This window comes from Neomegalonema sp., assembly GCF_028688855.1.
Lineage (GTDB): Bacteria > Pseudomonadota > Alphaproteobacteria > Rhodobacterales > Rhodobacteraceae > Neomegalonema.
In genome coordinates this window covers 18,742-41,736 of sequence record NZ_JAQTXI010000002.1, presented here as the reverse complement: position 1 = coordinate 41,736, position 22,995 = coordinate 18,742, and the positions used below count along the sequence as shown (strand labels likewise).

Sequence of the window (22,995 nt, the reverse complement as noted above, 5' to 3'; positions counted from 1 at the left end):
ACGTCCGCGCCCCGTCGCGTCTGGAGCCCCGAGGGGCGTAGGATTTCGGAGATGTCGACCATGAAGAAGCTTGTCGCGGCCCTGCTCATGACCGCTTTCGGAACCGGAGCCGCTTGGGCGGTCTCCGCCGGAGATTTCCCGATCATCACGGATACGGACGACGGTCCGCTGGTGATCAACGGCTGCGAGATCAAGGCGGGCGCCAAGTGCCCCGGCGTGGATCTGCGCCACGCCGACCTCAAGGACGCCAATCTGGCGGGGGCGGACCTCAGCCACGCCCTGCTCGACCGCGCCAACCTGCACCGGGCGAATCTGCGCGGCGCGAACCTGACCGGCGCGAGCCTGGTCGGCGCGAACATCTTCGGCGGCTTCATGCAGGGGACCAAGGCGCCCGGCGCGAACTTCACCGGGGCCAATCTCTATTACGTGCGCGGCCAGGGCGGAAACTTCCAGTATGCGAACTTCACCAGCGCCGATCTGGAGGCCTCGCAGTTCAACCGCGCCGATTTCCTCGGGGCGCGCTTCGAGGGCGCCAATCTGAAGGAAGCCAAGCTCTACGACACGAACTTCAACTCGGCCTTCCTGAAGGACACCCGCATCACCTTCGCCATCTGGGAAGGCGCCTACATGGGCGGCTGCAACGGCTGCCCCTTCGACTGGTGATCGCGTGAGCCCGCTCCGGATCCCCGGGAGGAGCCGCAGGATGTCGAGAGGGGCGCTTCTGACCGGAGCGGCCCTCTTCCTTTCGCCCGCCGCCGCGCAAGAGGCGCTGCACGAGACCCTTTCGGGGGTCGCGGCGCGCGGCGCCGAGGGCGCGCTCATCGCCCGGCTGGAGCATTGCGCGGGCCTCTCCGAGGCCGGGCGTCGGCTGGCCTGCTTCGACGCCCTCGCGCTGGATCGGGTGGAGCCCGCCTTCGAGGGTCGTCTTGGGTCGCGCACCGAGCCCTTCGAGGTGACCGCGCCCACCTTGCTGCGCTTCGAGAGCGACGACGTGATCATGGTCGTCTATCTGCTCGACGAGGCGGGCGAGGTGTTCCAGAATCTGCATCGCGCCGGGCGAGGCCTCGGGGAATACGAGATCCGGCGCCTCGGGACCTATTCGCTTCAGGTCAACGCGAGCGGCTCCTGGCGGGCCTGGCTGACGCCTCTGACCGGGGGGGAGGGGGCGGAGGCCGGAGACGCCGCCTCCGGAGTCGACGAAGGCGAGGGCCTGCGGGATCTCTCCGCGCCCTGAGCGGTCTTCAGCGCTCCTGGGCGGGATTGGGCGCCGAGAAATGCGTCCCGGCGGGCAGGCTGCGGGTGAGCCAGGCGTGTCCGCCGACGGTGGCGCCGCGCCCGATGGTCACGCGGCCCAGCACCGTGGCGCCGGCGTAGATCACCACGTCGTCCTCGACGATGGGATGGCGCGCCGCGCCCTTGATGAGGAATCCTGCGGCGTCGGTGGGGAAGCTGCGCGCGCCGAGGGTCACGCCCTGATAGATCCGCACCCGCTCGCCGATCACCGCCGTCTCGCCGATCACCACGCCCGCGCCATGGTCGATGAAGAAGCTGCCGCCGATGGTCGCGCCGGGATGGATGTCGACGCCGGTGCGGGCGCGTCCGATGTCCGAGACGAGCCGCGCCAGCAGGGTGGCCCCCAGCCGGTGCAGGGCGTGGGCGAAGCGGTGATGCAGGATGGCGCTCACGCCCGGATAGCTCAGCAGGATCTCGGGGAAATTGGTCGCGGCGGGATCGCCCTTGTAGGCCGCCCGCAGATCGCTGACGAGCAGTCCGCGGATCTGGGGAGTCTGGGCGGCGAAGGCGCGGGCCAGAGCCTCGCCCGCCGCGGCGAGGGTTTCGGGACTTTCCTCTTCTTCGGCGGCCTGGTCCGGGGCGCGCGAGAAGGCGAAGCTGCGGGCGGCCTGTTCGGCGAGCCGCTCCAGAGCGGCCTCGAGGGTGCGGGCGACGAAATCATCCAGCCTGTCCTCGTCGAGGTCTCCCTGGCCGTAATGGCGGGGGAAGAGGACGGCGGTGAAATCCTTGACCAGCCCTTCCAGGGCCTCGCGGGAGGGGGGGCGGGGGATGCGTCCGGGCGGACGGATGTTGTGGGTGACGTCGCGCGACCTGCGCAGCTCCGCGACCACCTCGGCGAGATCCCAGCGCCCCGAGGGCGCGGCGGGCGGCGGAGAGGTCGGGGCGAGGTCGGTCATCAGGCGTGCTCCGTGGAGGGCCGCGCGGATCTTCAGGCGGACGCGCGGAATTCATGGGAGAAATCCGCGCAAAAGAAAAATGACGATTTCGCATATGAAAATCTCTCCGGCGTCTCCGCGCCGTCTCTCGGCTTCCCCGTTGATTTGACGAAGCTCCGATGAGTCCGGAGCGCCACCGAGGTTCGCAGGGCGCTCGCTGCGGCGAGGCCAGATCAAACGGGGCCAGACCAAACAGGGAGAGCGAAGAAACGTGAAATCGTCGCGAGGTGAGGACGATGGAAGGCCCGTCCCGAAACCTTGCATCCGAAGCCCGAGATTGGCCGGAAATATCACGACCTTTGGGGCGGAGAGGCGCTATCCTGTCGGCGCACGCGCGAGGACGCCGGGAGAAACCCGGCGCGACGTCAGGCGCGACATCAGGGAGGATCATCCATGACGGAGCCGCGCGACGACGGCTTTCCGGCGCAGGGCCTGTCTTGGGTCCGGGGCGACCGGAGCAGACCGCTTCTCGAAGTCACGATTCCCCAGCTCCTCGCCGAACGCGTCGCCGCGCAGCCGGAGGACGAAGCCGCCGTCTTCTCCGCCGAGGGCCTCCGCTGGACCTGGGCCGGGTTCGCCCGCCGCGTCGACGCCCTCGCGGCGGGATTCCTGCGGCTCGGCCTGAGCAAGGGCGACCGGCTCGGGATCTGGTCGCCCAACCGCTCCGAATGGCTGCTGACGCAATTCGCCACCGCGCGGATCGGCGTGATCCTCGTGACGATCAATCCGGCCTATCGCCTGAACGAGCTGGAATATTCCCTCAAGCTCACCGGCTGCAAGGCGCTGGTTTTCGCGGAGCGCTTCAAGAGCTCGGATTACCTCGCCATGCTTCAGGAACTCGCCCCGGAGCTTGCGCAGGGCGCGCCGGAGCTGAAGTCGGCGCGTCTGCCGGATCTGCGCTGCGCGATCCTCATGAGCGCGGCCCCGCCGCCCGGCCTGCGCAGCTTCCGCGAGGTCGAAGCCATGGGCGAGGCCGCCGACCGCGCCGCGCTCGACAGGATCGGCGCGACCCTCGACCGCAACGACCCGATCAACATCCAGTTCACCTCCGGCACGACCGGCCTGCCCAAAGGCGCGACGCTCACCCATCGCAACATCGTCAACAACGCGAACGCCGTCACCGCCGCGCTGAACCTCGGGCCGCAGGACCGGCTCTGCATTCCCGTGCCCTTCTATCATTGCTTCGGCATGGTGATGGGGACCATGGGCTGCGTCACCAAGGGCGCGGCCATGATCCTCCCCGGCGAGGGCTTCGATCCGCAAGCGACTCTCGCGGCCGTGGCCGCCGAGCGCGCCACGGGGCTTTACGGCGTGCCGACCATGTTCGTCGCCATGCTGGAGACGCCCGACTTCGACCGCCATGACCTCTCCAGCCTGCGCACGGGGATCATGGCGGGCGCGCCTTGCCCCATCGAGGTCATGCGGCGCGTCCAGACCCGGATGAACATGACCGAAGTCACCATCGCCTATGGCATGACTGAGACCAGCCCGGTTTCGTTCCAGTCCTCCGTCGACACGCCGCTGGAGAAGCGCGTCTCCTCGGTGGGGCGGGTGCATCCGCATGTCGAGGTGAAGATCGTGGACCTCGACGACCGCGCGGTTCCCGTGGGCGAGCAGGGCGAATTGCTCACGCGCGGCTATTCCGTCATGCAGGGCTATTGGGAGGATCCCGCCCAGACCGCCGCCGCCGTGGATTCCGAAGGCTGGATGCGCACCGGAGACCTCGGGCGCCTCGACGCCGAGGGCTATTGCAACATCACCGGCCGGGCGAAGGACATGATCTGTCGCGGCGGCGAAAACGTCTATCCGCGCGAGATCGAGGAGTTCCTCTTCACCCATCCGGCGGTCAGTCAGGCGCAGGTCTTCGGGCTTCCCGACGCGCGGCTCGGGGAAATCGTCTGCGCCTGGATCGTGCCCAGATCCGGCGCCGCGTTGACCGAGGCCATGATCCGCGAGTTCTGCCGCGGGCAGATCGCGCATTACAAGGTTCCCGCCATCGTGCGCATCCGTGCGGAGCTGCCCGCGACGGTCACCGGCAAGCCGCAGAAATTCCTGATGCGCCGCGCCATGGTCGAGGAGCTCGGCCTTCAGGAGGCGAAAAGCGCCTGAACCCTCAGAAAGACGCCAGAAAAACCATCCGGGAGGAAAACATGTCCGAATATCGGCTTCTCATCGACGGCGCGCTGGTCGCCGGAGACTCCACCATGGAGGTCGTGAATCCCGCGACCGAGGAGGTGCTCGCCCTCGCGCCGCGCGGCTCCGAGGCGCAGCTCGACGCCGCCGTGGCCGCCGCCAAGGCCGCCTTCCCCGCCTGGGCCGCCCGCGACATCTCCGAACGCCGGGCGCTGATCCTCGCATTCGCCGACCGCTTCGAGGCCCGCGCCGACGAATTCGCCAAGCTGCTCACCCAGGAGCAGGGCAAGCCCCTGCCCGAGGCTCAGATGGAGGTCGCCTATTCCTGCGTCTTCATCCGGCAGATGGCGGGCTATGATCTGCCGGTGAAGGTGATCGAGGACAGCGAAACGCGGCTGGTCCAGCAATTCCGGCGTCCGCTCGGGGTGGTCGGGGCGATCATTCCGTGGAATTTCCCGCTGCTGATCGTGGCCTTCAAACTGCCCTTCGCGCTGCTGGCGGGGAATACGGTGGTGCTCAAGCCCGCCCCCACCACGCCTCTGACCACCCTGCGCCTCGGCGAGATCCTCGCGGATCTTCTGCCGCCGGGCGTGGTCAACATCGTCACCGATCTGAACGACCTCGGCGGGCGGCTCTCGGGACATCCGGATGTGGCGAAGATCAGCTTCACCGGCTCCAGCGCGACGGGCCGCAAGGTCATGGCCAGCGCGGCGGGCACGCTCAAGCGTCTGACGCTGGAGCTCGGCGGCAACGACGCAGCCATCGTGCTGCCGGGCGCCGATCCCGAGAAGATCGCGCCGGGCATCTTCGGCGGCGCCTTCTTCAACGCGGGCCAGACCTGTCTGGCGATCAAGCGCGTCTATGTCCACGATTCCATCTATGACGAGGTTTGCGCGCAGCTCGGCCGCCTCGCCGACGCGGCGGTGGTCGACGACGGGCTCCGGCAGGGCGCGACCATCGGGCCGCTCCAGAACCGCATGCAATACGAGAAGGTCAAGGGCTACCTCGATTCGGCGCGCGCCGACGGACGCATCGTGGCGGGCGGCGAGGTCGAGGACAGGCCGGGCTATTTCATCCGCCCGACCATCGTCGCCGACGTCGAGGACGGCGACAGGATCGTGGACGAGGAGCAGTTCGGGCCCATCCTGCCGATCATCCGCTTCAGCGACGTGGAACAGGCGCTGCACGCCGCCAACAGCCTCGATTTCGGCCTGGGCGGCTCGGTCTGGGGCGACGACCGCGCCCTGGCGCGCAGCGTGGCCGAGCGCATGGAGAGCGGCACCGTCTGGATCAACAAGCATCTGGATTTCGGGCCGAACGTCCCCTTCGCGGGGGCCAAGCAATCCGGCATAGGCTCGGAATTCGCCGAAGAGGGCCTGCATGAATTCACCCAGATCCGCATCGTGAACGAAGCCCGCTGAAGTCTTCGTCCGCACAGCCGCCAAAGACGCGCCATGGGCCTCCATGGCGCGTTTTTCACACCGGGCGGGCCTCCCGGGCGAAGACCTCGGGCAGGCGCAGGGCCGCCGGACCCCAGCGCTCCGCCAGCTTCTGCGCGCTGTTCTCCGCCGCGAAGAGCCGCCAGGCCTCGACGGCGGGAATCTCGCCGAACCAGCCGATTCCGGCGGGCGTGCGGGGGGTGCGCAGAATCTCCGCCTCCTCGATCAGGCCGCCGCGCACCACGGGCCCCCGCACGACCTGAAAGCCGTCGAGGGTCTCATGGGCGGGCTGATCGTCGGGGAAGTCGCGGCGGGCGCGCCAGAAGGGCGCCTCCTGAAAGCGGGACTCCATGCGGATGAAGTCGCGGCCGATGCGGGCGTCGCGCAGGGCGGTTTCATGCGCCCGCACCGCGAGGAAGTCCCGACAGAGCCGGTCCGTCTCCGCCCCCGGACGCGCCCTCCGCGTGCGGCGGGCCGCCGCCGCCGCCAGAGCGCCGGAGACCGCCCGGAACTGGCCATGACCTGACAAGGGATCCATCGCCGCGCAGGCGTCGCCGATGGCGAGAAGGTCCAGATCCTCCACGGGTTCGGGCAGGATCGGCGCGGCCTCCCGGGCGAGGGGCGGCCCGATCAGACGGAAATCCCGCGCCTGAGGCTCGGCGGCGCGGAAGGCTCCGGCGAGGCGTTCGGCGAGAGCGCCCGGCGCGGCGGCCTCGCCGCAGAACTGCAGCCAGAGCCGCCCCCCGGGCAGGGCGACCCGCCAGAGCCACCCCTCCTCCAGCGCCGCGACGCGCGTTCCGGGCGTCAGGCCCTCGGCCATGGCCCATCCGCAGATCGCCAGAGTCGCGGGCGCCCGCAGATCCCGCGCGCCGCCCGCCTTGCGGCCTCGCGCGTCGAGGATCCGCGCCGCCGCAAGGCTCTCCCCGCCCTTCAGACGCAGGACTCCCGGCTCGGGCCGCCCCGCTCCACGGATCAGGCGCGCGCCCGCCTCTTGCGCCCTGGCGCGCAGATGGGCGTCAAAACCGGCGCGCTCCACCACGAACTCCAGATTTTCCGAATTCGGGGACTCGCCCCAATCGACCGCGCGGCGCAAGGGGCCGATCAGGCCCGCGAATCCCGCGAGCAGGCCTTGCGCCTCCAGCCAGAGCCGCAGGCGCGGACTCAGACCCTCCAGCCTGGGCGTCGTCGTCTCCGGATCGACCAGCGCGACCCTCAGCCCCTCGCGCGCGGCGAGCCAGGCCGACACCGCGCCCGCCGGGCCTCCGCCGAGCACGGCCAGATCGAAGGCTTCCTGTCGGGTCATGGCTCCTCCCTGCTCCGCCCGAGCAAAGGCGCGCCCTCGCCCCCGATCTTGACATTTCCGGCCAGAAGCGCCGCGCTGCGACGTTCAGCCGCGATTTTGGCCGTGAATGTCAAGAATTCCGTCGCGCTCTCGTCTTCCATGACTCCAGCAAAGGCAGGCTCGCCAGAAAGCCGCCGGACAGCCAGGGAGGCCAATTCGTCATGACATCGCTTTCGCGTCTTCTCCTCGCGACGACCGCGGTCCTTCTCGGCGCGGGGGCCGCCCGGGCCGCCGACGGCGCGGAAGTGCTGGATTCCGCCTGCGGCGCCTGCCACGCCCGCGAGGAGGGCGGATATGACCGCATCGACGCCGTGCGCAAGACTCCCGAAGCCTGGGACATGACCGTCCAGCGCATGGGGCGCAATCACGGCGTCTCTCTGGAGCCCGAGGAGCGCGCCGCCGTGGTGCGCTATCTCGCCGACACGCGCGGCCTGAGCGTCGCCGAGACCGAAGACTGGCGCTATATCCTCGAACGCGAGCCGGTGGCTCAGGATCTCGGCCCCAACGCGCGGATGAGCGAAACCTGCGGGCGCTGCCATTCCTACGCCCGCGTCGCGCTGCAAAGGCGCACGCCGGAGGACTGGAGGCACCTCGTGAATTTCCACCTCGGGCAATTCCCGACGCTGGAATATCAGGCCCTCGCCCGCGATCGCGACTGGTGGGGCATCGCGCAGAACGAGATCATGCCCTTCCTCGCCGAGACCTATCCTCTGGGCGAGGCGCCGCCCGCGGCGGATCTGGACCTCTCCGGCGAATGGCCCGTCGCGGGGCGTCAGCCGGGGCGCGGAGACTACGCCGGGCTTCTCACCCTGACCGCGACGGAGAGCGGCCATGACGCCGCCCTGAGGCTCGATTTCGCCGACGGCTCCTCCGAGAGCTTCACCGGCTCGGGCGCGCTCTACGGCGCGGGCGAATGGCGGGCCAGCCTCGCCAGCCCCGAACGCGAGATCCGGCAGGTCTTCGCCCTCAAGGAGGACGGAGTCCTTGAAGGCCGCTGGTTCGAGCTCGGCCGCGACGTCGTCGGCGGACGCCTGACGGCGGCCCGCGCCGGAGAAGGCGCCGCGCCGCGCATCCTCGGGGTTTCGCCCGGTCGTCTGCGGGCGGGCGAGACGGCGGAGGTTCTGGTCACGGGCGTCGGGCTGACGGGCGAACTCCAGCTTCCCGAAGGCCTGACGGCGGAGATCCTCAGCGCCTCGGACCGCGAGGTGAAGCTGAAGCTCTCGGCGCCTGAGGCGCTCGGGGCGGTTTCTCTGGCGCTGGGCGAGGCCGCCGCGCCGGAGCCCTTCGTGGTCTTCGGCGCGCTCGACCGGATCAGCATCTCGCCCGAGACGGCGATCAGCCGCGTCGGCGACGGAGGCGGCCCGATCCCCAGGACTCCCGCGCAATTCGAGGCCTTCGGCTGGCTGAACGGCCCCGACGGCGCGCCTTCGACCGAGGACGACGTCTTCGTGGGGCGCTTCCCGGCGCAATGGCGCACCGAGAATTTCGACGCCGCCGCCGAAGCCATGCGCGACGCCGATTATGCGGGCTCCATTGATCAGAACGGGCTCTTCACGCCCGGCGTGGCGGGGCCCAATCCGGAACGGCCGATGATGGCGAACAACATCGGCAATCTGAAGGTCGTCGCCGAGGTCGAGGACGCAGGCCGCAGCCTGCAGGCCGAAGCGCATCTCTACGCCACCGTCCAGCGTTTCGTCGACGCGCTCATTCGCTGAGGTCCGCCATGGGAGAACTCACCCTCATCCGGCATAACGCCCATCAGGTGGAGGTGGACGGCCTGAGCATGCTCATGCATCCGCCCACCACCAGCCTCTTCGAGATGGACGCCGTCAGCCGCGACGTCTACGCCCTCTTCCGCCGCCACAAGACCGTCGGCAGCGATCTGATGCAGGCCGAACTCGGCGGACTGCACGGCCCTCAGGAATTGGCCGACTGCCTGCGCAGCTTCCTCGATCTCGACATTCTGCGCGACGCCGACGCCCCGGAGATCCCGCGCCCCATCGTCAAGGTGGAGGAGATCCCCCTCTCGACCATCGTGCTGAACGTCAACACCGGCTGCAATCTGGCCTGCACCTATTGCTACAAAGAGGACCTGACCACCCCCGCCAAGGGCGAGAAGATGGCCTTTGAAACGGCGCGGGCCTCCTTCGAGCTTCTGCTGAAGCAGGCGAAGGACCGCGACCGCGTGAACGTCGTCTTCTTCGGCGGCGAACCCCTGTCGAATTATCCGCTGATCAAGCAGATGGTCGAATACGCCGAGCCTCGCGCGGCTGAACTGGGCAAGATCGTCGATTTCTCGCTGACCACCAACGCCACCCTGCTGAACGCGCAGATGATCGACTGGCTGAACGCCCATCGCTTCGCCCTGACCGTCTCCATGGACGGCCCCAAGGCGCTGCATGACGTCAACCGGCGCACGGTGGGCGGCAAGGGCACCTATGATCTGGTGGCGCGCAATGTGAAGCTGCTGCTGGAGCGCTACAGGGCGCGTCCCGTCGGCGTGCGCGTGACGCTCACCCGCGGCGTCACGGACGTCATCGGCATCCACGACCATCTGAAGAACGAGCTCGGCTTCGCCGAAGTCGGCTTCGGCCCCGCGACCTCCGGCCCGGTTTCGGTCTTCAACCTCGACGAGGCGGGGCTCAAGCAGGCTTTCGAGGACATGAAGACCCTCGGCCGCCGCTATGTCGAGGCCGCCTGTCGGGGCGAGAACATCGGCTTCTCGAACATGCACCAGCTTCTGACCGACATCGCCCAGGGCACGAAAAAGGCCGTGCCCTGCGGCGCGGGGCTCGGGATGCTGGCGGTGGACAAGAAGGGCGATCTGCATCTCTGCCACCGCTTCGTCGGCTCGGAGCAGCCGACCTACGGCAACGTCGAGACCGGAATCGAGATCCCGAAGCTCGCCGCCTTCATCGAGGGCGCCCAGGACCGCAGCCAGTTCGGCTGCAAGACCTGCCGCATCCGGTCGATCTGCGCGGGGGGCTGCTATCACGAGTCCTACGCCCGTCAGGGCGATCCCTTCGCTCCGGTCTATCACTATTGCGACCTGATGCGGGATTGGGTCGATTTCGGCGTGGAATCCTACGTCCGGATCATGAGGGCCAATCCCGGCTTTTTCCGCAGCCATCTCGAACCGAGGAGAGCCAAGGCATGAAACACCTCGCCCCCGCCAACGCCAAGGCGAAAGCCTTCGTCGAAGCTCAGGACGAAGGCCGCGCCGAAGAAGTCGTGGCGATGAACACGCTGGTGGGCTGCACCACCTCCTTCGACCCCGGCTGGGAGATCGACGCCTTCGGCGCCCTCTCGAACCTCTGCCAGCCCATGGAGGCTGATCTCTACGGCTGCGCGGATCCCTGCTGGTGGCCCGCCCAGGTGGCCGACACCCTGAACAGCTATCCGGACTGGGGCGCCGACGCCCCCAACGTGATCGAGGACTGGCGCAAGCTGCAATCGGTCTTCCCCGACGCGAAAGGCCGAAGCTGATGAAGATCCGCCCGCTGAGCGCCCTTCTGGGCGTCGCGCTCGCGCTTCCGGCCCTGTCCCGGGGCGAAGCGCGCGACTACATCATCGCCCCCTCGCGCCCCGACAAGCTCGTGGTGGTGGACACCGAGGCCATGGCCGTCGACAAGGTGATCCGCATCAAGGACGCGGGCCCCACGCCCATGGTGCCCGTGCTCAGCCCCGACGCCAAGACCGTCTACGCCATCGTCAACCGCTCGGAGAGCGTGGTGAAGATCGATCTGGAGAGCGGCGAGACCCTCGCCCGGGTCGATTTCAGCACGCCCGAACGGCGGGTCAAGGCGCTCTTCGGGATGGATATTTCTCCGGACGGCTCCACCTTGGCGATCTTCCAGACTCCCGTGAAGCTGGGGACGACCCATTACGAGGTCGAACCGACCTCCATCGCCTTCTACGACGCGGAGACTCTGGAGCTGAAGCGCGAAGCGCCCTCGCCGCGCCAGATCACGCTGATGATGTATTCCGCCGACGGCGCAAAGCTCTACGCCATCGGGCGCAACCTCCACATCTTCGACGCCCAAACCGGAGAGATGATCGAAGAGCGCCCGATCCAGGGTTGGGAGAACGACAAGCGCACTCCGCCGGACGTCCTCGCGGTCTGGAGCCAATATGAAAGCTCGGGGGTGATGTCGATCCCCTTCTACTCCTTCCTGCTCGACAAGGAGCCCACCGACCCCGAAGCCGGACGCACTGGCCTCTTCACCCTCGACCGCGAGACGGGCGAATCCGTCATGCGGGACGTCGAGGCGATGGACGTGTTCTATTTCTCCACCGCGGTGAATCCGGCGAAGACCCGGGCTTACGGCGCCTATAACGTGCTGCAATCCTTCGATCTGACCACCGGCAAGCCGATCAAGCGGGTGGCCCTGCCGCGCAGCTATTATTCGGTCAACGTCAGCTCGGACGGCAAGATCGTCTGGCTGAGCGGCGCCCTCAGCGACGTGGCCGCCTATGACGCCGAGACCCTGGAGCGGCTCGGACATGTGGATCTGCCCGAAGGCGCCTCGATCTCGCTGAATTCGGTGCGGCTCTTCTCGCGGCCGGATTGAGGAGATGGCGCGGGTCGGGGTGATCGACAGCGGCGGGCCGGCTGAAGATCTGGCTCAGGCCCGCGCCTTCCTGCCGGACGGGACGTCCTGTCCCGCCTGGCCGGACCGTCTCGGCCATGGCGCCGTCGTCGCGGAGATCATCCGCCGGGGATGTCCCGAGGCCGCGATCCTGCACGGGCAGGTCTTCGACGACCAGCCGCTGACCTCCGCCTTGCGGATCTCGGCGGCCTTGCGCTGGTTCGCGCAGAGGCCTCGGGCTGAGCGCGTGGACATGGTCTGTCTGAGCCTCGGCCTCGCCGCCGACCGCACGCCTCTGCGCGCCGCCTGCGCCTTCGCGCGCAAGGCGGGGATCCTGATCGTGGCGGCTCATCCGGCGCGGGGGGCGCCCTGCTATCCGGCGGCCTATCCCGAGGTGATCGCCGGAACCGGAGACGCCCGCTGCGCCTGGGACGAGACCTCGCGGCTCGGCCCGGCGCTCTTCGGGGCCTGGTGCGATTCTCCGGAGCGGCGGGCTCAGGGCCTGGGCGGCGCGAGTCTCGGGGCGGCGCGTCTGGCGGGACATCTCGCGCAGGAGATCCGGACCAACGGCCGCCCCGCCGACTTCGCCGAAGCCGTGGAGCGGCTGGCGGCCCGGGTCTCGCATCACGGGCCGGAGCGGCGCCGCGCGCCGGATTCCGCCTCGTGACGACCTGGGCGGCGCGCCTCGCCCGGCCTGTGGCGCGGCTGCTCTTCGGCGCGGCGGATCAGGTCTGGCTGGCGCCGATCATGGCGCGGGCTCTGCCGGGAGCGGGCGTCGTGCTGGCGACGAGCCTGACCGCCGCCGCTCTGGGTCTGGCGGCGCCCCTGCTGACCGGCTCCCTCATAGATCAGGGGATCATGGCCCGCGACATGGACGCCCTGCTCTTCTGGGCGGGGGTGGGCTTCGCGGTGGGACTGGGGGCGGTGGGGCTGGGAATCCTCAACGCCATGCTGCATCTGCGGGCCTCGGCGCGGATGCTGGCCGATCTGCGGGGACAGGTCATGGCGGCGGCGCTCGCGCGAGACCCCCGCCTGCCCGAGCCGCCCATCGGCGAGACCGCCGCCCGCATCGACGGCGACAGCGCCGAGATCCAGCGTTTCGCCTTCGATTCGGTGCTGACGGCGGCGGGGGCGGTCTTCCGTCTGATCGGCGGGACGATCATGATGGCCTCGCTCGACTGGCGATTGACCTTGCTTCCGGCTCTGGCGGCGCCTCTGGAGCTCTGGTTCCTCAGCCGCGCGCGCCCCGAGACCGCCCGTCGCGCCGAGGAGGTTCGGGAGACGCGCGGCGAACTCGGCGCCCATCTGACCGAGAGCCTCGCCGCCCGGTCGACCCTGCGCAGCCTCGGCGCCGAGGCCCGGCGCATGGAGGCCTTCGGCGCGCTTCAGGATCTCCAGATCGGCGGCTTGCTGCGTCAGCGGATCTGGGGCGAGATGGTCGGGGCTTTCGGCCAGATCCTGACGGCGGTCATGCGCGCGGGAGTCTTGCTGATCGGCGGTTGGCTGGTGATTCAGGGCCATTGGGGAATCGGCTCTCTGGTGGCCTTCCTCGCCTATACGGGCATGATGTCCGGGCCCTTGCGGAATCTTCTGGGGCTTTATCACGCTCAGGCGCGGGCGCAGGTGGCGCTGAAGCGGCTTTCCGGCCTCATGGCGGCGGCGGTCGATCCTCAGGCCGGGCGGGCGCTCGGCGAGGCCGAGCCCCTCCTCGAATTCCGCGCGGCCCGGGCGGCGGGCGGGCGCCACGAGCCCCCGAGCTTCACCCTGCGCCCCGGCGAGCGCGTGCTGATCGACGGCCCTTCCGGGGTCGGGAAATCGCGGCTGATGGCTCTGCTGACCGGCGCCGCGCCTCTGGAGACGGGCGAGGTCCTGATCGACGGAATTCCCGTCGGCGAGATCCGGCGGAGGGATCTTCAGGGGCGGATCCTGCATCTCGAACAGCGCCCCACGGCCCTGCGCGGGAGTCTGGCGGAGAATCTGCGGCTCGGCGCGCCGGAGGCCGGAGAGGCGGCGCTCTGGGCGGCTCTGGAGACGGTGGGGCTGGCGCTCTGGGCGCAGGAGCGCAAGGGGTTGGCGACGCCCATCGGCGAAACGGGCGGCGATCTCTCCGGCGGCATGCGCCAGAGGATCGCCCTGGCGCGGGGTCTTCTGCGGCCCGCCCCGGTCCTGATCTTCGACGAGAGCTTTTCCGAAATCGACGACGAAGGCTGTCGCCGGATCCTGGCCTGCATCGAGTCGGAGCAGGCGGCGCGCCTGCGGATCTTCATCGCCCATGCGGGACCGGCTCGCGAGGGGGAGTTCAGTCAGCGGATCACGCTTTCGGCCTCCGCGCCCATCTTGCGCAGGTCGCGCGGCGAGACGCCGATCCAGCGCGAGAGCGCGCGCGAGAAGGCGGTCTGATCGGAATATCCGAGCAGAAAGGCGATCTCGCTCATGGGTTTGCGCGAACGCACCAGCAGGGCGAATCCCTGGGCTCTGCGGCATTCGTCGAGGATGGTCTGAAAGGAGGAGTCTTCGGCGGCGAGAGCCCGCCGCAACGAGCGTTCGGAGAGTCCGAGCGCCCGGACGATCTGCTCCTGAGCGACTCCTTCCCGTCCGATGCGCTTGAGGATCTCCTCGCGCACGCGATGAGCGAGGGGCGTCCTGCGTCGGCGCTCGACGAGGGCGTCGTCGAGGGAGCGGCCCAGAGCGGCGGCGCCCTGAAGCTCGCTATGGGGCGGCAGGCGCCGCGCCGCGAGGGCCCGCGCGGAGATCAGGATGGAGTTTTCATCGCGTCCGAATCGGGGGATCACGCCGAGATGCCGGGTCAGGGCGCGGGATCTGTCGTCCCTGTCATGTTCGAAGGCGCATTCGCGGATGGCCTCGTGGGGCACGCCGTAGAGGGCCCCGATTCCCACCACCAGCCCGAGGGTGAGTTCGGCGTCGGCGCGTCTTGGCCAGATGCGCGAGTCGAGCACGCGATAGACGAAGCGGATCTCGTCTCCCTCGACGCGCAGCGAGACTTCGGTGTCGGATTGCACGAGGGGAAAGCCCTGGACGAACATCCTGAGGGCTTCTCCATAGGTGGCGCATCGCGTGAGGGCCTGTCCCATGGGCCCGAGGTTTTCCTGATGGATGGCTTCTCCCTTGCGCCAGACGATGAGGTCTCCGGCGTTTCCGGCCTGCTCCAGGAGGTCGATGAAGCCGCGCAGAGGCAGCATGTCCTGAGCGTCGGCCTGGTCCAGGATGCGGCTTGATGCGGAATCGCGCTGCGCGCCGAAGACCTCCACGAAGGCGGCCTTGCTGATTTTCGACGTGTCCATGTTCACGGCTCTGCGTTGAGGGGTCGAGCCCCTTTGCGTGGTCGTTTCTTTCTCCCTGTGCTTCGAGGATATCACTCCCGGCCCCGGCCTCCAATGCGCGCCGGGTCTCTGGCTTCGCAAGCCGGGTGGTGCGTTCTTGTGTCGAGTTCTGTCTTTGGTTTGGCGTGCTGCCATGTGGTTTTTCGGTTGCGATCTTGATTTGGGGCTGAGGGGGGGGGTCTTTTCCGGGGAGGGCTCAGGGGGGATCGGCCTTGATCTCGGCATGGTCTGGTCTGGGTTCTTCTTCTCCCGGGCCTGCGCCGTCCGGCGCTCTTCGCACGAGATCAGGGAGGCTCTTTGCAATCTGCAACCGATGATGCATGATCTTCCCGGACTTTCCCCTGAGCCCCGAACCCCGGAGGTCGGGGCGAGGATGCGGAGCCCGCAAGCCTCCCTGCGGGGCGCCTCGGCGCCGCCGATGAGGACGTTCCTTCGGCACGGTCTTCGGGCTGAGGGGCGCCGCGCGCCGCGTCCGCCTCTCCGCCGGGGAGCAGGCGGCGGCGCGGCCATGGCGCCTGACCGCCCCTTCTGCGCCTCTCTGGGTGGGGGCGAGCGTCCTGCAATCTGCGGCGGGGGTGATCCGGACCTCCCGGCGCGCGCAATTCCCGTGATGGAGCCCCCCCATGCGACCAGCCCGCCTCCTCTGCGCCCTCCTCCTCGCCGCCTGCGGTCTGGCGCCTTCTGCGGCCGCCCGGCCCGCCGGAGGCGCGGCGGAGGTCGTCGTCATCTACGACGCCTCCGCCTCCATGACGCAGCAGGTGGACGGCGAGGCGCGGTTCGTGATCGCGCGCAAGGCGCTGTCCGATCTGGCGCGTTCATGGCCCGCGGAGATGGCGGTCGGGCTCATCGCCTATGGCCACCGCGTCTCCACTGGAGAGGGGAAATCGAAGGCGTGCCGGGATATCGAGGTGCTGATCGCTCCGGGGGCGGTGGATCGCGAAGGCTTCATCCGCCAGGTGGCGACGATCGAGCCTCGGGGCTACACGCCGATCGAAGCCTCCTTGCGCCAGGCCGCGGACCTCATGTCCTGGCGGGAGCAGCCTGCGACGGTGGTGCTGATCTCGGACGGCGTGGAGAGTTGCGACGGGGACCCTTGCCGCGCGGCTGCGGAGCTGGCGCAGAAGGGGATCTCCTTCACCGCCCATGTCGTCGGCTTCGACCTGCAGGGCGCGGATCGCCAGCGCCTCTCCTGCATCTCCGAACAGACGAACGGTCTTTTCGTGCAGGCCTCGGACGCGGAGGGATTGCGGAGCGCGCTCGCGCAGATCCAGATCGCGATCGAGGAGCCCCCTGTCGAGCTTCATGCGCCCGCCCGGGTGACGATCGGACAGGCTTTCGATGTGGCGTGGTCCCTGGCGCGCGATCCGCGCGATCTGGTGGTCCTGCTGCCTGCCGGGGCTCCGGAGGGGGCGTCCGACGGCGCCCTCGAGGTGGGCGCGACGACCTCGGCCGAAGTGCGGGCTCCTGCGGATCCGGGCTCTTACGAGGTGCGCTATGTGCTGCGCGAAACCGGGGCGACGCTCGCGCGCGTCGCCGTCGAGGCGCTTCCGGCGACGATCTCCCTGCAGGCTCCTCTTCAGACCGTGATCGGCGCGGAGGTCGAGGTCTCCTGGTCTTCGTCCATCCATCCTGAAGACGTCATCAGCATTGCGCCGGCCGGGGCTCGGGAGGATTGGCGGGGCGGCGGCTTCGCGATCGGAAACCTGGATCGGGGCGTTTTGCGGGCTCCTTCGAAGGTGGGGGTCTACGAGATCCGTTATGCGCTTGGCGCTGGAGGGGGGACGATCGCCCGCGCCAGGCTGGAGGTCTATGGGGCCGAGGTCCTTCTTCAGGGGCCTGAGCGCGTGAAGGCGGGCGAGATCTTCAGCGTCGCCTGGCGGGGGGCCGTGAATTCGCGAGATTCGATCATCATCGTTCCGGAGGGCGCGGCTGACGGGCGAGCAGGCTATGGCTTCGTCATCGGCGCGGCGGCTTCGGGCTCCTTGACGGCGCCTGTCGAGCCGGGTCCCTACGAGATTCGATATGTCCTGAGCGAGGATCTCAAGACCATTGCAAGAATTCCGATCATCGTCGCCCGCTGAATCGACTCATTTCGGGAATCTCGATATGGATTCCTGTCTTTCCCGATCGTTTCACGTCGGACGCCTCCTTAATTCTATGTGCGTACTATAAAACACTTGAACGCAGGTTGAGTTGCCCCCACGATATGAACCTGTCCTGTAGCAGAGCCCTCTGCTGCGCTACGCCTTGATGTCTCGAAATGAGTGACGCCAATGCCCGTGATTGCAAAAAAGGGAAATTCTCTCGGATTTGTTTCTCTGGCCGCGATGGCGTCCATATTCCTATCCGCCCCATTCTCCACAACCGGAAGCTTCGCGCAGGGCATCGGGCCTTCGCAAGGCTCGGTGTCCATCATGATCGATTCGAGCGGCGCGGCCAGACCTGCGCCTCCTCCCGCTCAGGCCATGGCGCCCGGTCCCGCCGACGCTCGCCGGATCGGCGTCATTCAGAGATTGCTGGCGCGTCTCGGCTATCTCGCGCCGGGCTATGCGCCGCGCTCGCTGGACGCGCCGACGCAGGCGGCCTTCGCGAGATTCAGGCAGGACAGAGGAACCCTGGACGCGGAGATCCATTCGGAAGGCTTCCTGCGTCAACTCATCTCCGCCGTCTCCAGGGGGGGAAAGATCGACGGGCTGGATCTCGTGGTGGATCAGGCGCAGATCCACGAAACCCAGAGCAACCTCAGGAAGCTGGGCTATGCGCCGGGCCCGATTGACGGGATCTTCGGTTTCGCGACCATGTCCGCGATCGAGATCTTTCAGGAAGACTTCCGCATGCAGGAGCTCGGCCTGCTGACCACGAACATGTACGACGCGATCCGGCGCGCCGCGGAGAATCAGGACGTGCCGTTCAAGGGCGAGGTGCGCGTTCTCAACTGGACGGATTACATCGATCCCGAGATTCTGCGGTCCTTCGAACGCGAGACCGAAATCCGGGTCGTCTACGAGGTCTTTTCATCGGCGGAAGACGCGGATCGGATCATGGGGCCCGATTATGACGCCTATGACCTTGTTCTGAACCCGAGCTACAAGATCCCGGGATGGATCTCCAGCGGCCGGCTCGCGCCCATCGATGCGGGGCGTCTGACGAATTACGCCGGAATAGATCCCGGCTTCTGGGCCTATAGCACGGACTGGGATCCGGGCCGGGCCAAAGATACCCCCTATGCGATCCCCTACATGTGGGGCGTCGTCGGGCTCGTCATGGATTCCGGCAAGGTCGGGCGGCTGCTGGGCCCGACCTCCGAGAGCTGGGGGCTTCTGTTAGATCCGGGCAAGGTCTCTCGGCTCGCCTCCTGCGGCGTCATCATCGCCGACGAGCCGAACGAGATGCTGATGGCGATGGCCGGCTACGTCACGAGCCCCAAAAGCCGACTGAGCCCGCAGGTCGTCGCGGAGCTGGGCCAGTTCTTGTCGCAAAGCGCGCAGCATATCGAGGTCGTCGATGCGGAACGCTTCATCGAACGCGTGAAGTCCGAGAACTTCTGCCTGGCGGTCGGCTATTCCGGAGACGCGATGACGGCGATGCGCGCCCATGCGGCGGACAGGAGCAAGACGGCGAGCATCAGGTATTTCATCCCTGAAAAGGAAGGCTCGAGCGTCTGGATCGATTATTTCACGCTATCGGCGAGGAGCGCCAACCAGGATGCGGCGCTGCGGTTTCTGGACTATCTGCTGAAGGCGGAAGTCGCTGGCCTCAACACCAATCATGTCAATTACGCGAATCCGGTCGCGGCTTCAGGACCCTTCATCGACAAGGCCCTGCTGGAGAACCCCGCCATCTATCCTTCGACGCAGGTCTGGGGGACCTTGAGCATGGCCAACCAGGTCGACGCCGCTCTGCAGGATCAAATCGACAGGATCTGGAGTCAGCTGAAACGTTGAGCGGGCGCCTTCCCGGCGAAGGCCGCCGTCATGCTCGGTCCATGAGCGGCGCGCCTTTGTCGGGATCTCTCGTCCGGAAGCGGCGACCTGCCGGACGCGCCCGGAGCGTCATGCGAGACGCCATGATTTCGAAATCCTGAAACGACAGGGATTTTCCGGAGGCGCCCCAGACGGCGGGGCCCTTTTCGACAGGGATCGTTCGCTCGAAGCGTTCCGACGCGCGCGGCGCGAGCGTCAAGGAGGCGGCCCGCCAGCGAGGCGCGTCCGATCGCGGCTTCGGCGCGACGGAGGGCGCGCATCCGCCAGCTCCGTCGCTCCGTCGAGCGCCATATCTGATGATGAGGGAGAAAACATGGTCGAGGAGCATGCGTTTACGCCCACGCTGATCGTGGGCGTGGGAGGCACCGGATCGAAGATTGCGGAAAAGGTCTATACGCGCGCATGCCGCCGGAGCCTGAAGGAGAAGGGCCGCATCGGCGTTCTGGCCTTCGACACGGACGCCAACGACCGCAAGCTCAGGAGGGACCTGGACGATCGCTCCCGCATCCAGTTCGCCTCCGCCTCCGAGGTCGACCGGATCCTTCAGCGGCGCGCCGAAACCCAGAATTCCTGGTGTCTGCCGCGGGCGCAATGGCCCATGGAGGTCCAGCGCATGAGCCTGATCGACGGCTGCGGCCAGGTCAGGATGCTTTCGCGCCTCGCGCTTTACGATTCCTGCGCCAACAAGCTGATCGACGGTCCGATAGAGCAGGCTTTCTCGGAGCTGGCGCGTTATGACAACCGGGCTGGCTACGACGGTCAGGTGGACGTCCTGATGATCGGCTCGCTTGCGGGCGGCACGGGCTCCGGCTCCTTTCTTCAGCTGGCTCTGCTGCTGGGCAGGATCGCACAGAACAAGAACATCACGACGAACATCCGCGGCCTTTTCCTGATGCCGGACATCTACATCCGCTCCGGCGTCGCGCCGAGCGGGCAGATTCCGGGCATGCTGGCCAACGGCTACGCGGCTTTCAAGGAGTTCAACGCCGTCGTCATGAAGGCTGTCGAGCGGGGCCGGAATCTGGATTTCGAATTCGAGTTCGCTCCGGGCGAGACCATGCGCGCGGGCGACATCCCCTTCGCTTCGATGACGTTGATCGATTACGAGAACATGACCGGCGGGAACCTCGGCCGTTCGATCGACGCTTACGCCCGCATGGCGGAGCGGGCGGCCTTCACCATGCTGTTCACGCCGATCGGCGGGCGCATCAAGAGCGTTTCGGTCAACGACATCCGCCAGACCACCGCGGCGGCTGCGAACGGCATGCAGAACCGGATCGTCGCGATGGGCGTGGCTGTGGCGCTCTATCCGAAGGCGGAGGTGGAGGATTATCTGGCCAAGCAGCTGGCGCGCGATTCCCTGGTGGGCGACTGGCTGCGCCTGGACGCGCAGTTCAAGAGCCGCCTGACGCGCTATCAGAGCCAGCGGGCCGCGGGCAATCTTTCGCAGAAGGAGCCGCATCAGGGCCTCGCCTATCTCGAGGATCTTGCGCAGCTGGCCGACGACGGCGAGCTTCCGTTCTTCCGCGAGATTCAGGAGGAGCTTTTCCCCTCCGAGCCGGACCCTTCCGGCGAGCCGCGCCAGCCCCTCCACATCGTCTATCTGGATGCGCTGGAGGAATACATGAAGCGCAATTTCTGGAACGCCGAGGAGCTGCGCAAGACCTATCAGCGCGGCAAGGCGGACGTGGCGCAGTTCTCGAGCAGATCCGCGCTCGCCGAGGAGGTGCGGCGCCGGGAGGGGTTCCTCGACGAGGATCTCCGTCTGATCGACCAGGCGCTGGCTTATCGTCCGCGGGACATCTTCATCAATCTGATCTCGAACGCCGACGACCTGCCGGAGCAGGAATGGCGCCTGCATCATCTGCAGCATCACCTCGTGCGCTCGGGCCCTCATCTCGTGCGCTCGCGGGCCTTTCTCTATGCGCTGCAGAAGGAGCTTGAGGCCAGGATGGCGGCGAGCGCTTCGGCCGAGACTCGCTCCAGCCTGATGCGGATGGCTCATTCCCAGTTCGACAGGAACGCCGCTCTGGCGAGCGGGCGCGGCGGCGTTGCGCCGACGACGCGCTCTTCGCCGGCCGTTCACGCCCAGGCGGCGGAGGCCGCCCAGCGCGGCTTCCTGGCCAGCATGGTGAGGGGCGGGGTCTCCGGCTTCGTCGAAGATTACGTCAGCTATTACAACTCCTCCATGGACCTCACCCGGCGTTTCGCCGAGGAGAGGCTGATGGAGGTCGTCCACGATCAGCTCTCCCTGGAGCTGCAGACGCAGATTCAGGCGATGCATCAGCTCTTTCAGGAGGTGGAGGGCGCTCTGGAGCGTCTGTCTCAATCCGTCGCGGCCGACGAGGAGCGGCACGCCAGGGACGTGGTGGATGAGAACACGCTCTACGTCTGCGCCGACCGCGCCTGCAAGCGCGCCCTCTGGCGCGATCTTCAGGAGGCGTCGGGCGGCCAGAGGCTCGACGCCAGGGCGAACGCCGAGCTTGGGGCGCGCGTCTACGCCTATGCGCGCGCCACGCGCCTTGCGCGCGGGCGCGGGAAGACCGTGCGGACGGAGACTCTGGGAGAGCTGTTCTGGTCCACCATGGTCGATCGCTTCGCCCGGACGAAGGTGAAGGAGGATTATGCGAGCTTCTACGACTTCTCCATCGTGGCGGCCCTGCGCAAGGAGGCGGAGATCATCGACGCGGATCCCGCCGAATTCATTCGCCGGGTGGTTTCGATCGTCGACATGCAGTCTCAGCCGATGATCTCGCTCACGGAGCCTGGCGTGGGGCAGGGGATCAAGTTCTGGGCGATCACGCCGGGGGTGCGGGAGGAGTTGCGAGGATTGGGCGATCCCGAGCGCCTTCTGAGCACGGCGGAGCAAGGCGCGGACATCGTGCAGGAGCAGGAGTTCAACCCTGCGGAGCTGCTTCGGGTCTCCATGCAGGTGAATCTGGAGCTGCAGCATCTCTCCAAGCTCAGTCCGCCGCGCAACGGGGCTCAGTCCGACGAGCGTTCCGGCCGCTATTACAACGCCTATGCGGGGATGGTGGACGAACTGGTGGAGGCCGACGCCGAAAGGCGTCCCGCGACGACCATCACGCCGCACATCCATCTCAAATGGCATAATCCCGGCTTCCTTCCCGAGATTTCGGTCAGCGAGACTGCGCGTCTGGTGCGTCGGGTGAACAAGGCCTTCGCCGCCGCTCTGGGGCTGGGGGTCCTGCATTTCGATCAGGTCGACGGCAAACCCGTGGCGGAGATCCGCACCTTCAATCTGGCTCCGATCAAGCGGGGCGCCCGGGTGCAGGTTGCCGACCGCCATGACCTTTACGAAGCATTGCGGGGCTTCGTGAGCAAGCCGGTGGCCTGGCGTTCCGTGGACGAGCTCTGGGAATACGAGAAATCCCGCCTCGACGACGCGTTCGACCAGACGCTCGAACGGATCTCGGCTTCGGAGAATCTGGAGCGCATCGTGCTGATGGCGATCGACCGGAGCGGCGGCGCGGCGCGGGACCACCAGATCCTCGAAGCGGTCGTCGGCTATTGCCAGCTGCTGGATGAAGCTCTGAGCCACAAGCGCCGCGACCTTTCCCGCGCCGCTCAGATCCGCCTCGTCGAAGGGCGTCTTGCGGAAGCCGTGGCGGATGTCGTGCGGCGGGTCGGCGAAGCGCTGCCCAACGAACACAAACTGCAGATCGAAGCCCTGCTGAGCCGCGGCGCGGAGATCTGGCGCGCAGAGGTGGCCCAGGCGGCCTGAGGAGGCGTGGAGAATGACGGGTTCGAGGGATCGCCGTTTGCGTGAGATCTATGTCGTCGCTCTGGACGGGTCGGATCGTTTTTCGGAGTTCGTCTGGCTGCACGCGCTCGATCTGGTGGACGAGGAGCCGCGCGTGCATTTCTGGTGCGCCGTGGAGCCGGGCGGGGCGGATCGCTCCGCCGAGCTCACGATCGG

The 22,995-nt window shown here is 67.8% G+C and carries 16 protein-coding genes; 13 read left to right on the top strand and 3 right to left on the bottom strand.

From position 1 onward, the window contains the following. The first annotated feature begins 60 nt into the window (after window positions 1-60). The gene (locus PHN62_RS01695) at window positions 61-663 is read left to right on the top strand and encodes a pentapeptide repeat-containing protein (RefSeq protein ID WP_300145401.1); all 603 of its coding nucleotides are present in this window, start codon (window positions 61-63) and stop codon (window positions 661-663) included. Between the two features lie 40 nt (window positions 664-703). Further along, window positions 704-1,234 (top strand): hypothetical protein, encoded by a 531-nt coding sequence (locus tag PHN62_RS01690; protein ID WP_300145398.1) that lies wholly within the window; start codon window positions 704-706, stop codon window positions 1,232-1,234. 7 nt (window positions 1,235-1,241) lie between these two features. On the opposite strand, the gene epsC is transcribed toward PHN62_RS01690, so the two are convergent. Beyond that, a complete protein-coding gene (epsC, locus tag PHN62_RS01685; protein ID WP_300145395.1) occupies window positions 1,242-2,189 on the bottom strand; it encodes a serine O-acetyltransferase EpsC in 948 nt (315 codons plus the stop codon). Between the two features lie 432 nt (window positions 2,190-2,621). On the opposite strand from epsC, the gene PHN62_RS01680 reads away from it, so the two are divergent. Next, on the top strand, window positions 2,622-4,337 hold the full coding sequence (locus tag PHN62_RS01680) for an AMP-binding protein (protein WP_300145393.1): 1,716 nt from the start codon (window positions 2,622-2,624) through the stop codon (window positions 4,335-4,337). A gap of 41 nt (window positions 4,338-4,378) precedes the next feature. Continuing rightward, the gene (locus tag PHN62_RS01675; protein WP_300145390.1) at window positions 4,379-5,782 is read left to right on the top strand and encodes an aldehyde dehydrogenase family protein; all 1,404 of its coding nucleotides are present in this window, start codon (window positions 4,379-4,381) and stop codon (window positions 5,780-5,782) included. Between the two features lie 55 nt (window positions 5,783-5,837). On the opposite strand, the gene PHN62_RS01670 is transcribed toward PHN62_RS01675, so the two are convergent. Next, a complete protein-coding gene (locus PHN62_RS01670) occupies window positions 5,838-7,103 on the bottom strand; it encodes an NAD(P)/FAD-dependent oxidoreductase (RefSeq protein ID WP_300145387.1) in 1,266 nt (421 codons plus the stop codon). Between the two features lie 200 nt (window positions 7,104-7,303). Between PHN62_RS01670 and peaA the strand changes: the two genes are divergently transcribed. From peaA to PHN62_RS01640, 6 genes are read left to right on the top strand one after another with little or no spacing between them, the layout of a single operon-like run. Next, on the top strand, window positions 7,304-8,857 hold the full coding sequence (gene peaA, locus PHN62_RS01665) for a quinohemoprotein amine dehydrogenase subunit alpha (protein WP_300145385.1): 1,554 nt from the start codon (window positions 7,304-7,306) through the stop codon (window positions 8,855-8,857). 8 nt (window positions 8,858-8,865) lie between these two features. Then, the gene (gene peaB / locus PHN62_RS01660; RefSeq protein ID WP_300145382.1) at window positions 8,866-10,299 is read left to right on the top strand and encodes a quinohemoprotein amine dehydrogenase maturation protein; all 1,434 of its coding nucleotides are present in this window, start codon (window positions 8,866-8,868) and stop codon (window positions 10,297-10,299) included. After that, window positions 10,296-10,628 carry a quinohemoprotein amine dehydrogenase subunit gamma gene (gene qhpC / locus PHN62_RS01655; RefSeq protein ID WP_300145379.1) on the top strand — a complete coding sequence of 111 codons (333 nt, stop codon included), beginning with the start codon at window positions 10,296-10,298 and terminating at the stop codon, window positions 10,626-10,628. Before peaB ends, qhpC begins: the two co-directional genes overlap by 4 nt. After that, window positions 10,628-11,713, top strand: coding sequence for a quinohemoprotein amine dehydrogenase subunit beta (peaD, locus tag PHN62_RS01650; RefSeq protein WP_300145376.1), 1,086 nt, complete (start codon window positions 10,628-10,630; stop codon window positions 11,711-11,713). Before qhpC ends, peaD begins: the two co-directional genes overlap by 1 nt. A gap of 4 nt (window positions 11,714-11,717) precedes the next feature. Beyond that, on the top strand, window positions 11,718-12,398 hold the full coding sequence (locus PHN62_RS01645) for a S8 family serine peptidase (RefSeq protein ID WP_300145373.1): 681 nt from the start codon (window positions 11,718-11,720) through the stop codon (window positions 12,396-12,398). Next, window positions 12,395-14,131: an ABC transporter ATP-binding protein gene (locus PHN62_RS01640; RefSeq protein ID WP_300145370.1), complete on the top strand. Its 1,737-nt coding sequence runs from the start codon at window positions 12,395-12,397 to the stop codon at window positions 14,129-14,131. Before PHN62_RS01645 ends, PHN62_RS01640 begins: the two co-directional genes overlap by 4 nt. On the opposite strand, the gene PHN62_RS01635 is transcribed toward PHN62_RS01640, so the two are convergent. Then, complete coding sequence (locus tag PHN62_RS01635; RefSeq protein ID WP_300145367.1) at window positions 14,035-15,033, bottom strand: AraC family transcriptional regulator; 999 nt, start codon at window positions 15,031-15,033, stop codon at window positions 14,035-14,037. The two genes, PHN62_RS01640 and PHN62_RS01635, sit on opposite strands and share 97 nt — an antisense overlap. 662 nt (window positions 15,034-15,695) lie before the next feature. Between PHN62_RS01635 and PHN62_RS01630 the strand changes: the two genes are divergently transcribed. The 3 genes from PHN62_RS01630 to PHN62_RS01620 all read left to right on the top strand — a co-directional run bounded on the left by PHN62_RS01630 (window position 15,696) and on the right by PHN62_RS01620 (window position 22,800). Beyond that, on the top strand, window positions 15,696-17,153 hold the full coding sequence (locus tag PHN62_RS01630) for a VWA domain-containing protein (protein WP_300145364.1): 1,458 nt from the start codon (window positions 15,696-15,698) through the stop codon (window positions 17,151-17,153). Between the two features lie 333 nt (window positions 17,154-17,486). After that, window positions 17,487-19,016: an extracellular solute-binding protein gene (locus PHN62_RS01625; protein ID WP_300145361.1), complete on the top strand. Its 1,530-nt coding sequence runs from the start codon at window positions 17,487-17,489 to the stop codon at window positions 19,014-19,016. A 352-nt stretch (window positions 19,017-19,368) separates the two neighbouring features. Continuing rightward, entirely contained in the window at window positions 19,369-22,800 is a 3,432-nt protein-coding gene (locus PHN62_RS01620) for a tubulin-like doman-containing protein (protein WP_300145358.1), read from the top strand. Window positions 22,801-22,995 lie beyond the last annotated feature (195 nt).

Bases quoted from the DNA above. Each gene is read 5' to 3' on its own strand.
- PHN62_RS01695 (WP_300145401.1), top strand. From the start codon at position 61: ATGAAGAAGCTTGTCGCGGCCCTGCTCATGACCGCTTTCGGAACCGGA.
- PHN62_RS01690 (WP_300145398.1), top strand. From the start codon at position 704: ATGTCGAGAGGGGCGCTTCTGACCGGAGCGGCCCTCTTCCTTTCGCCC.
- epsC (WP_300145395.1), bottom strand. From the start codon at position 2,189: ATGACCGACCTCGCCCCGACCTCTCCGCCGCCCGCCGCGCCCTCGGGG.
- PHN62_RS01680 (WP_300145393.1), top strand. From the start codon at position 2,622: ATGACGGAGCCGCGCGACGACGGCTTTCCGGCGCAGGGCCTGTCTTGG.
- PHN62_RS01675 (WP_300145390.1), top strand. From the start codon at position 4,379: ATGTCCGAATATCGGCTTCTCATCGACGGCGCGCTGGTCGCCGGAGAC.
- PHN62_RS01670 (WP_300145387.1), bottom strand. From the start codon at position 7,103: ATGACCCGACAGGAAGCCTTCGATCTGGCCGTGCTCGGCGGAGGCCCG.
- peaA (WP_300145385.1), top strand. From the start codon at position 7,304: ATGACATCGCTTTCGCGTCTTCTCCTCGCGACGACCGCGGTCCTTCTC.
- peaB (WP_300145382.1), top strand. From the start codon at position 8,866: ATGGGAGAACTCACCCTCATCCGGCATAACGCCCATCAGGTGGAGGTG.
- qhpC (WP_300145379.1), top strand. From the start codon at position 10,296: ATGAAACACCTCGCCCCCGCCAACGCCAAGGCGAAAGCCTTCGTCGAA.
- peaD (WP_300145376.1), top strand. From the start codon at position 10,628: ATGAAGATCCGCCCGCTGAGCGCCCTTCTGGGCGTCGCGCTCGCGCTT.
- PHN62_RS01645 (WP_300145373.1), top strand. From the start codon at position 11,718: ATGGCGCGGGTCGGGGTGATCGACAGCGGCGGGCCGGCTGAAGATCTG.
- PHN62_RS01635 (WP_300145367.1), bottom strand. From the start codon at position 15,033: ATGGACACGTCGAAAATCAGCAAGGCCGCCTTCGTGGAGGTCTTCGGC.
- PHN62_RS01630 (WP_300145364.1), top strand. From the start codon at position 15,696: ATGCGACCAGCCCGCCTCCTCTGCGCCCTCCTCCTCGCCGCCTGCGGT.
- PHN62_RS01625 (WP_300145361.1), top strand. From the start codon at position 17,487: ATGATCGATTCGAGCGGCGCGGCCAGACCTGCGCCTCCTCCCGCTCAG.
- PHN62_RS01620 (WP_300145358.1), top strand. From the start codon at position 19,369: ATGGTCGAGGAGCATGCGTTTACGCCCACGCTGATCGTGGGCGTGGGA.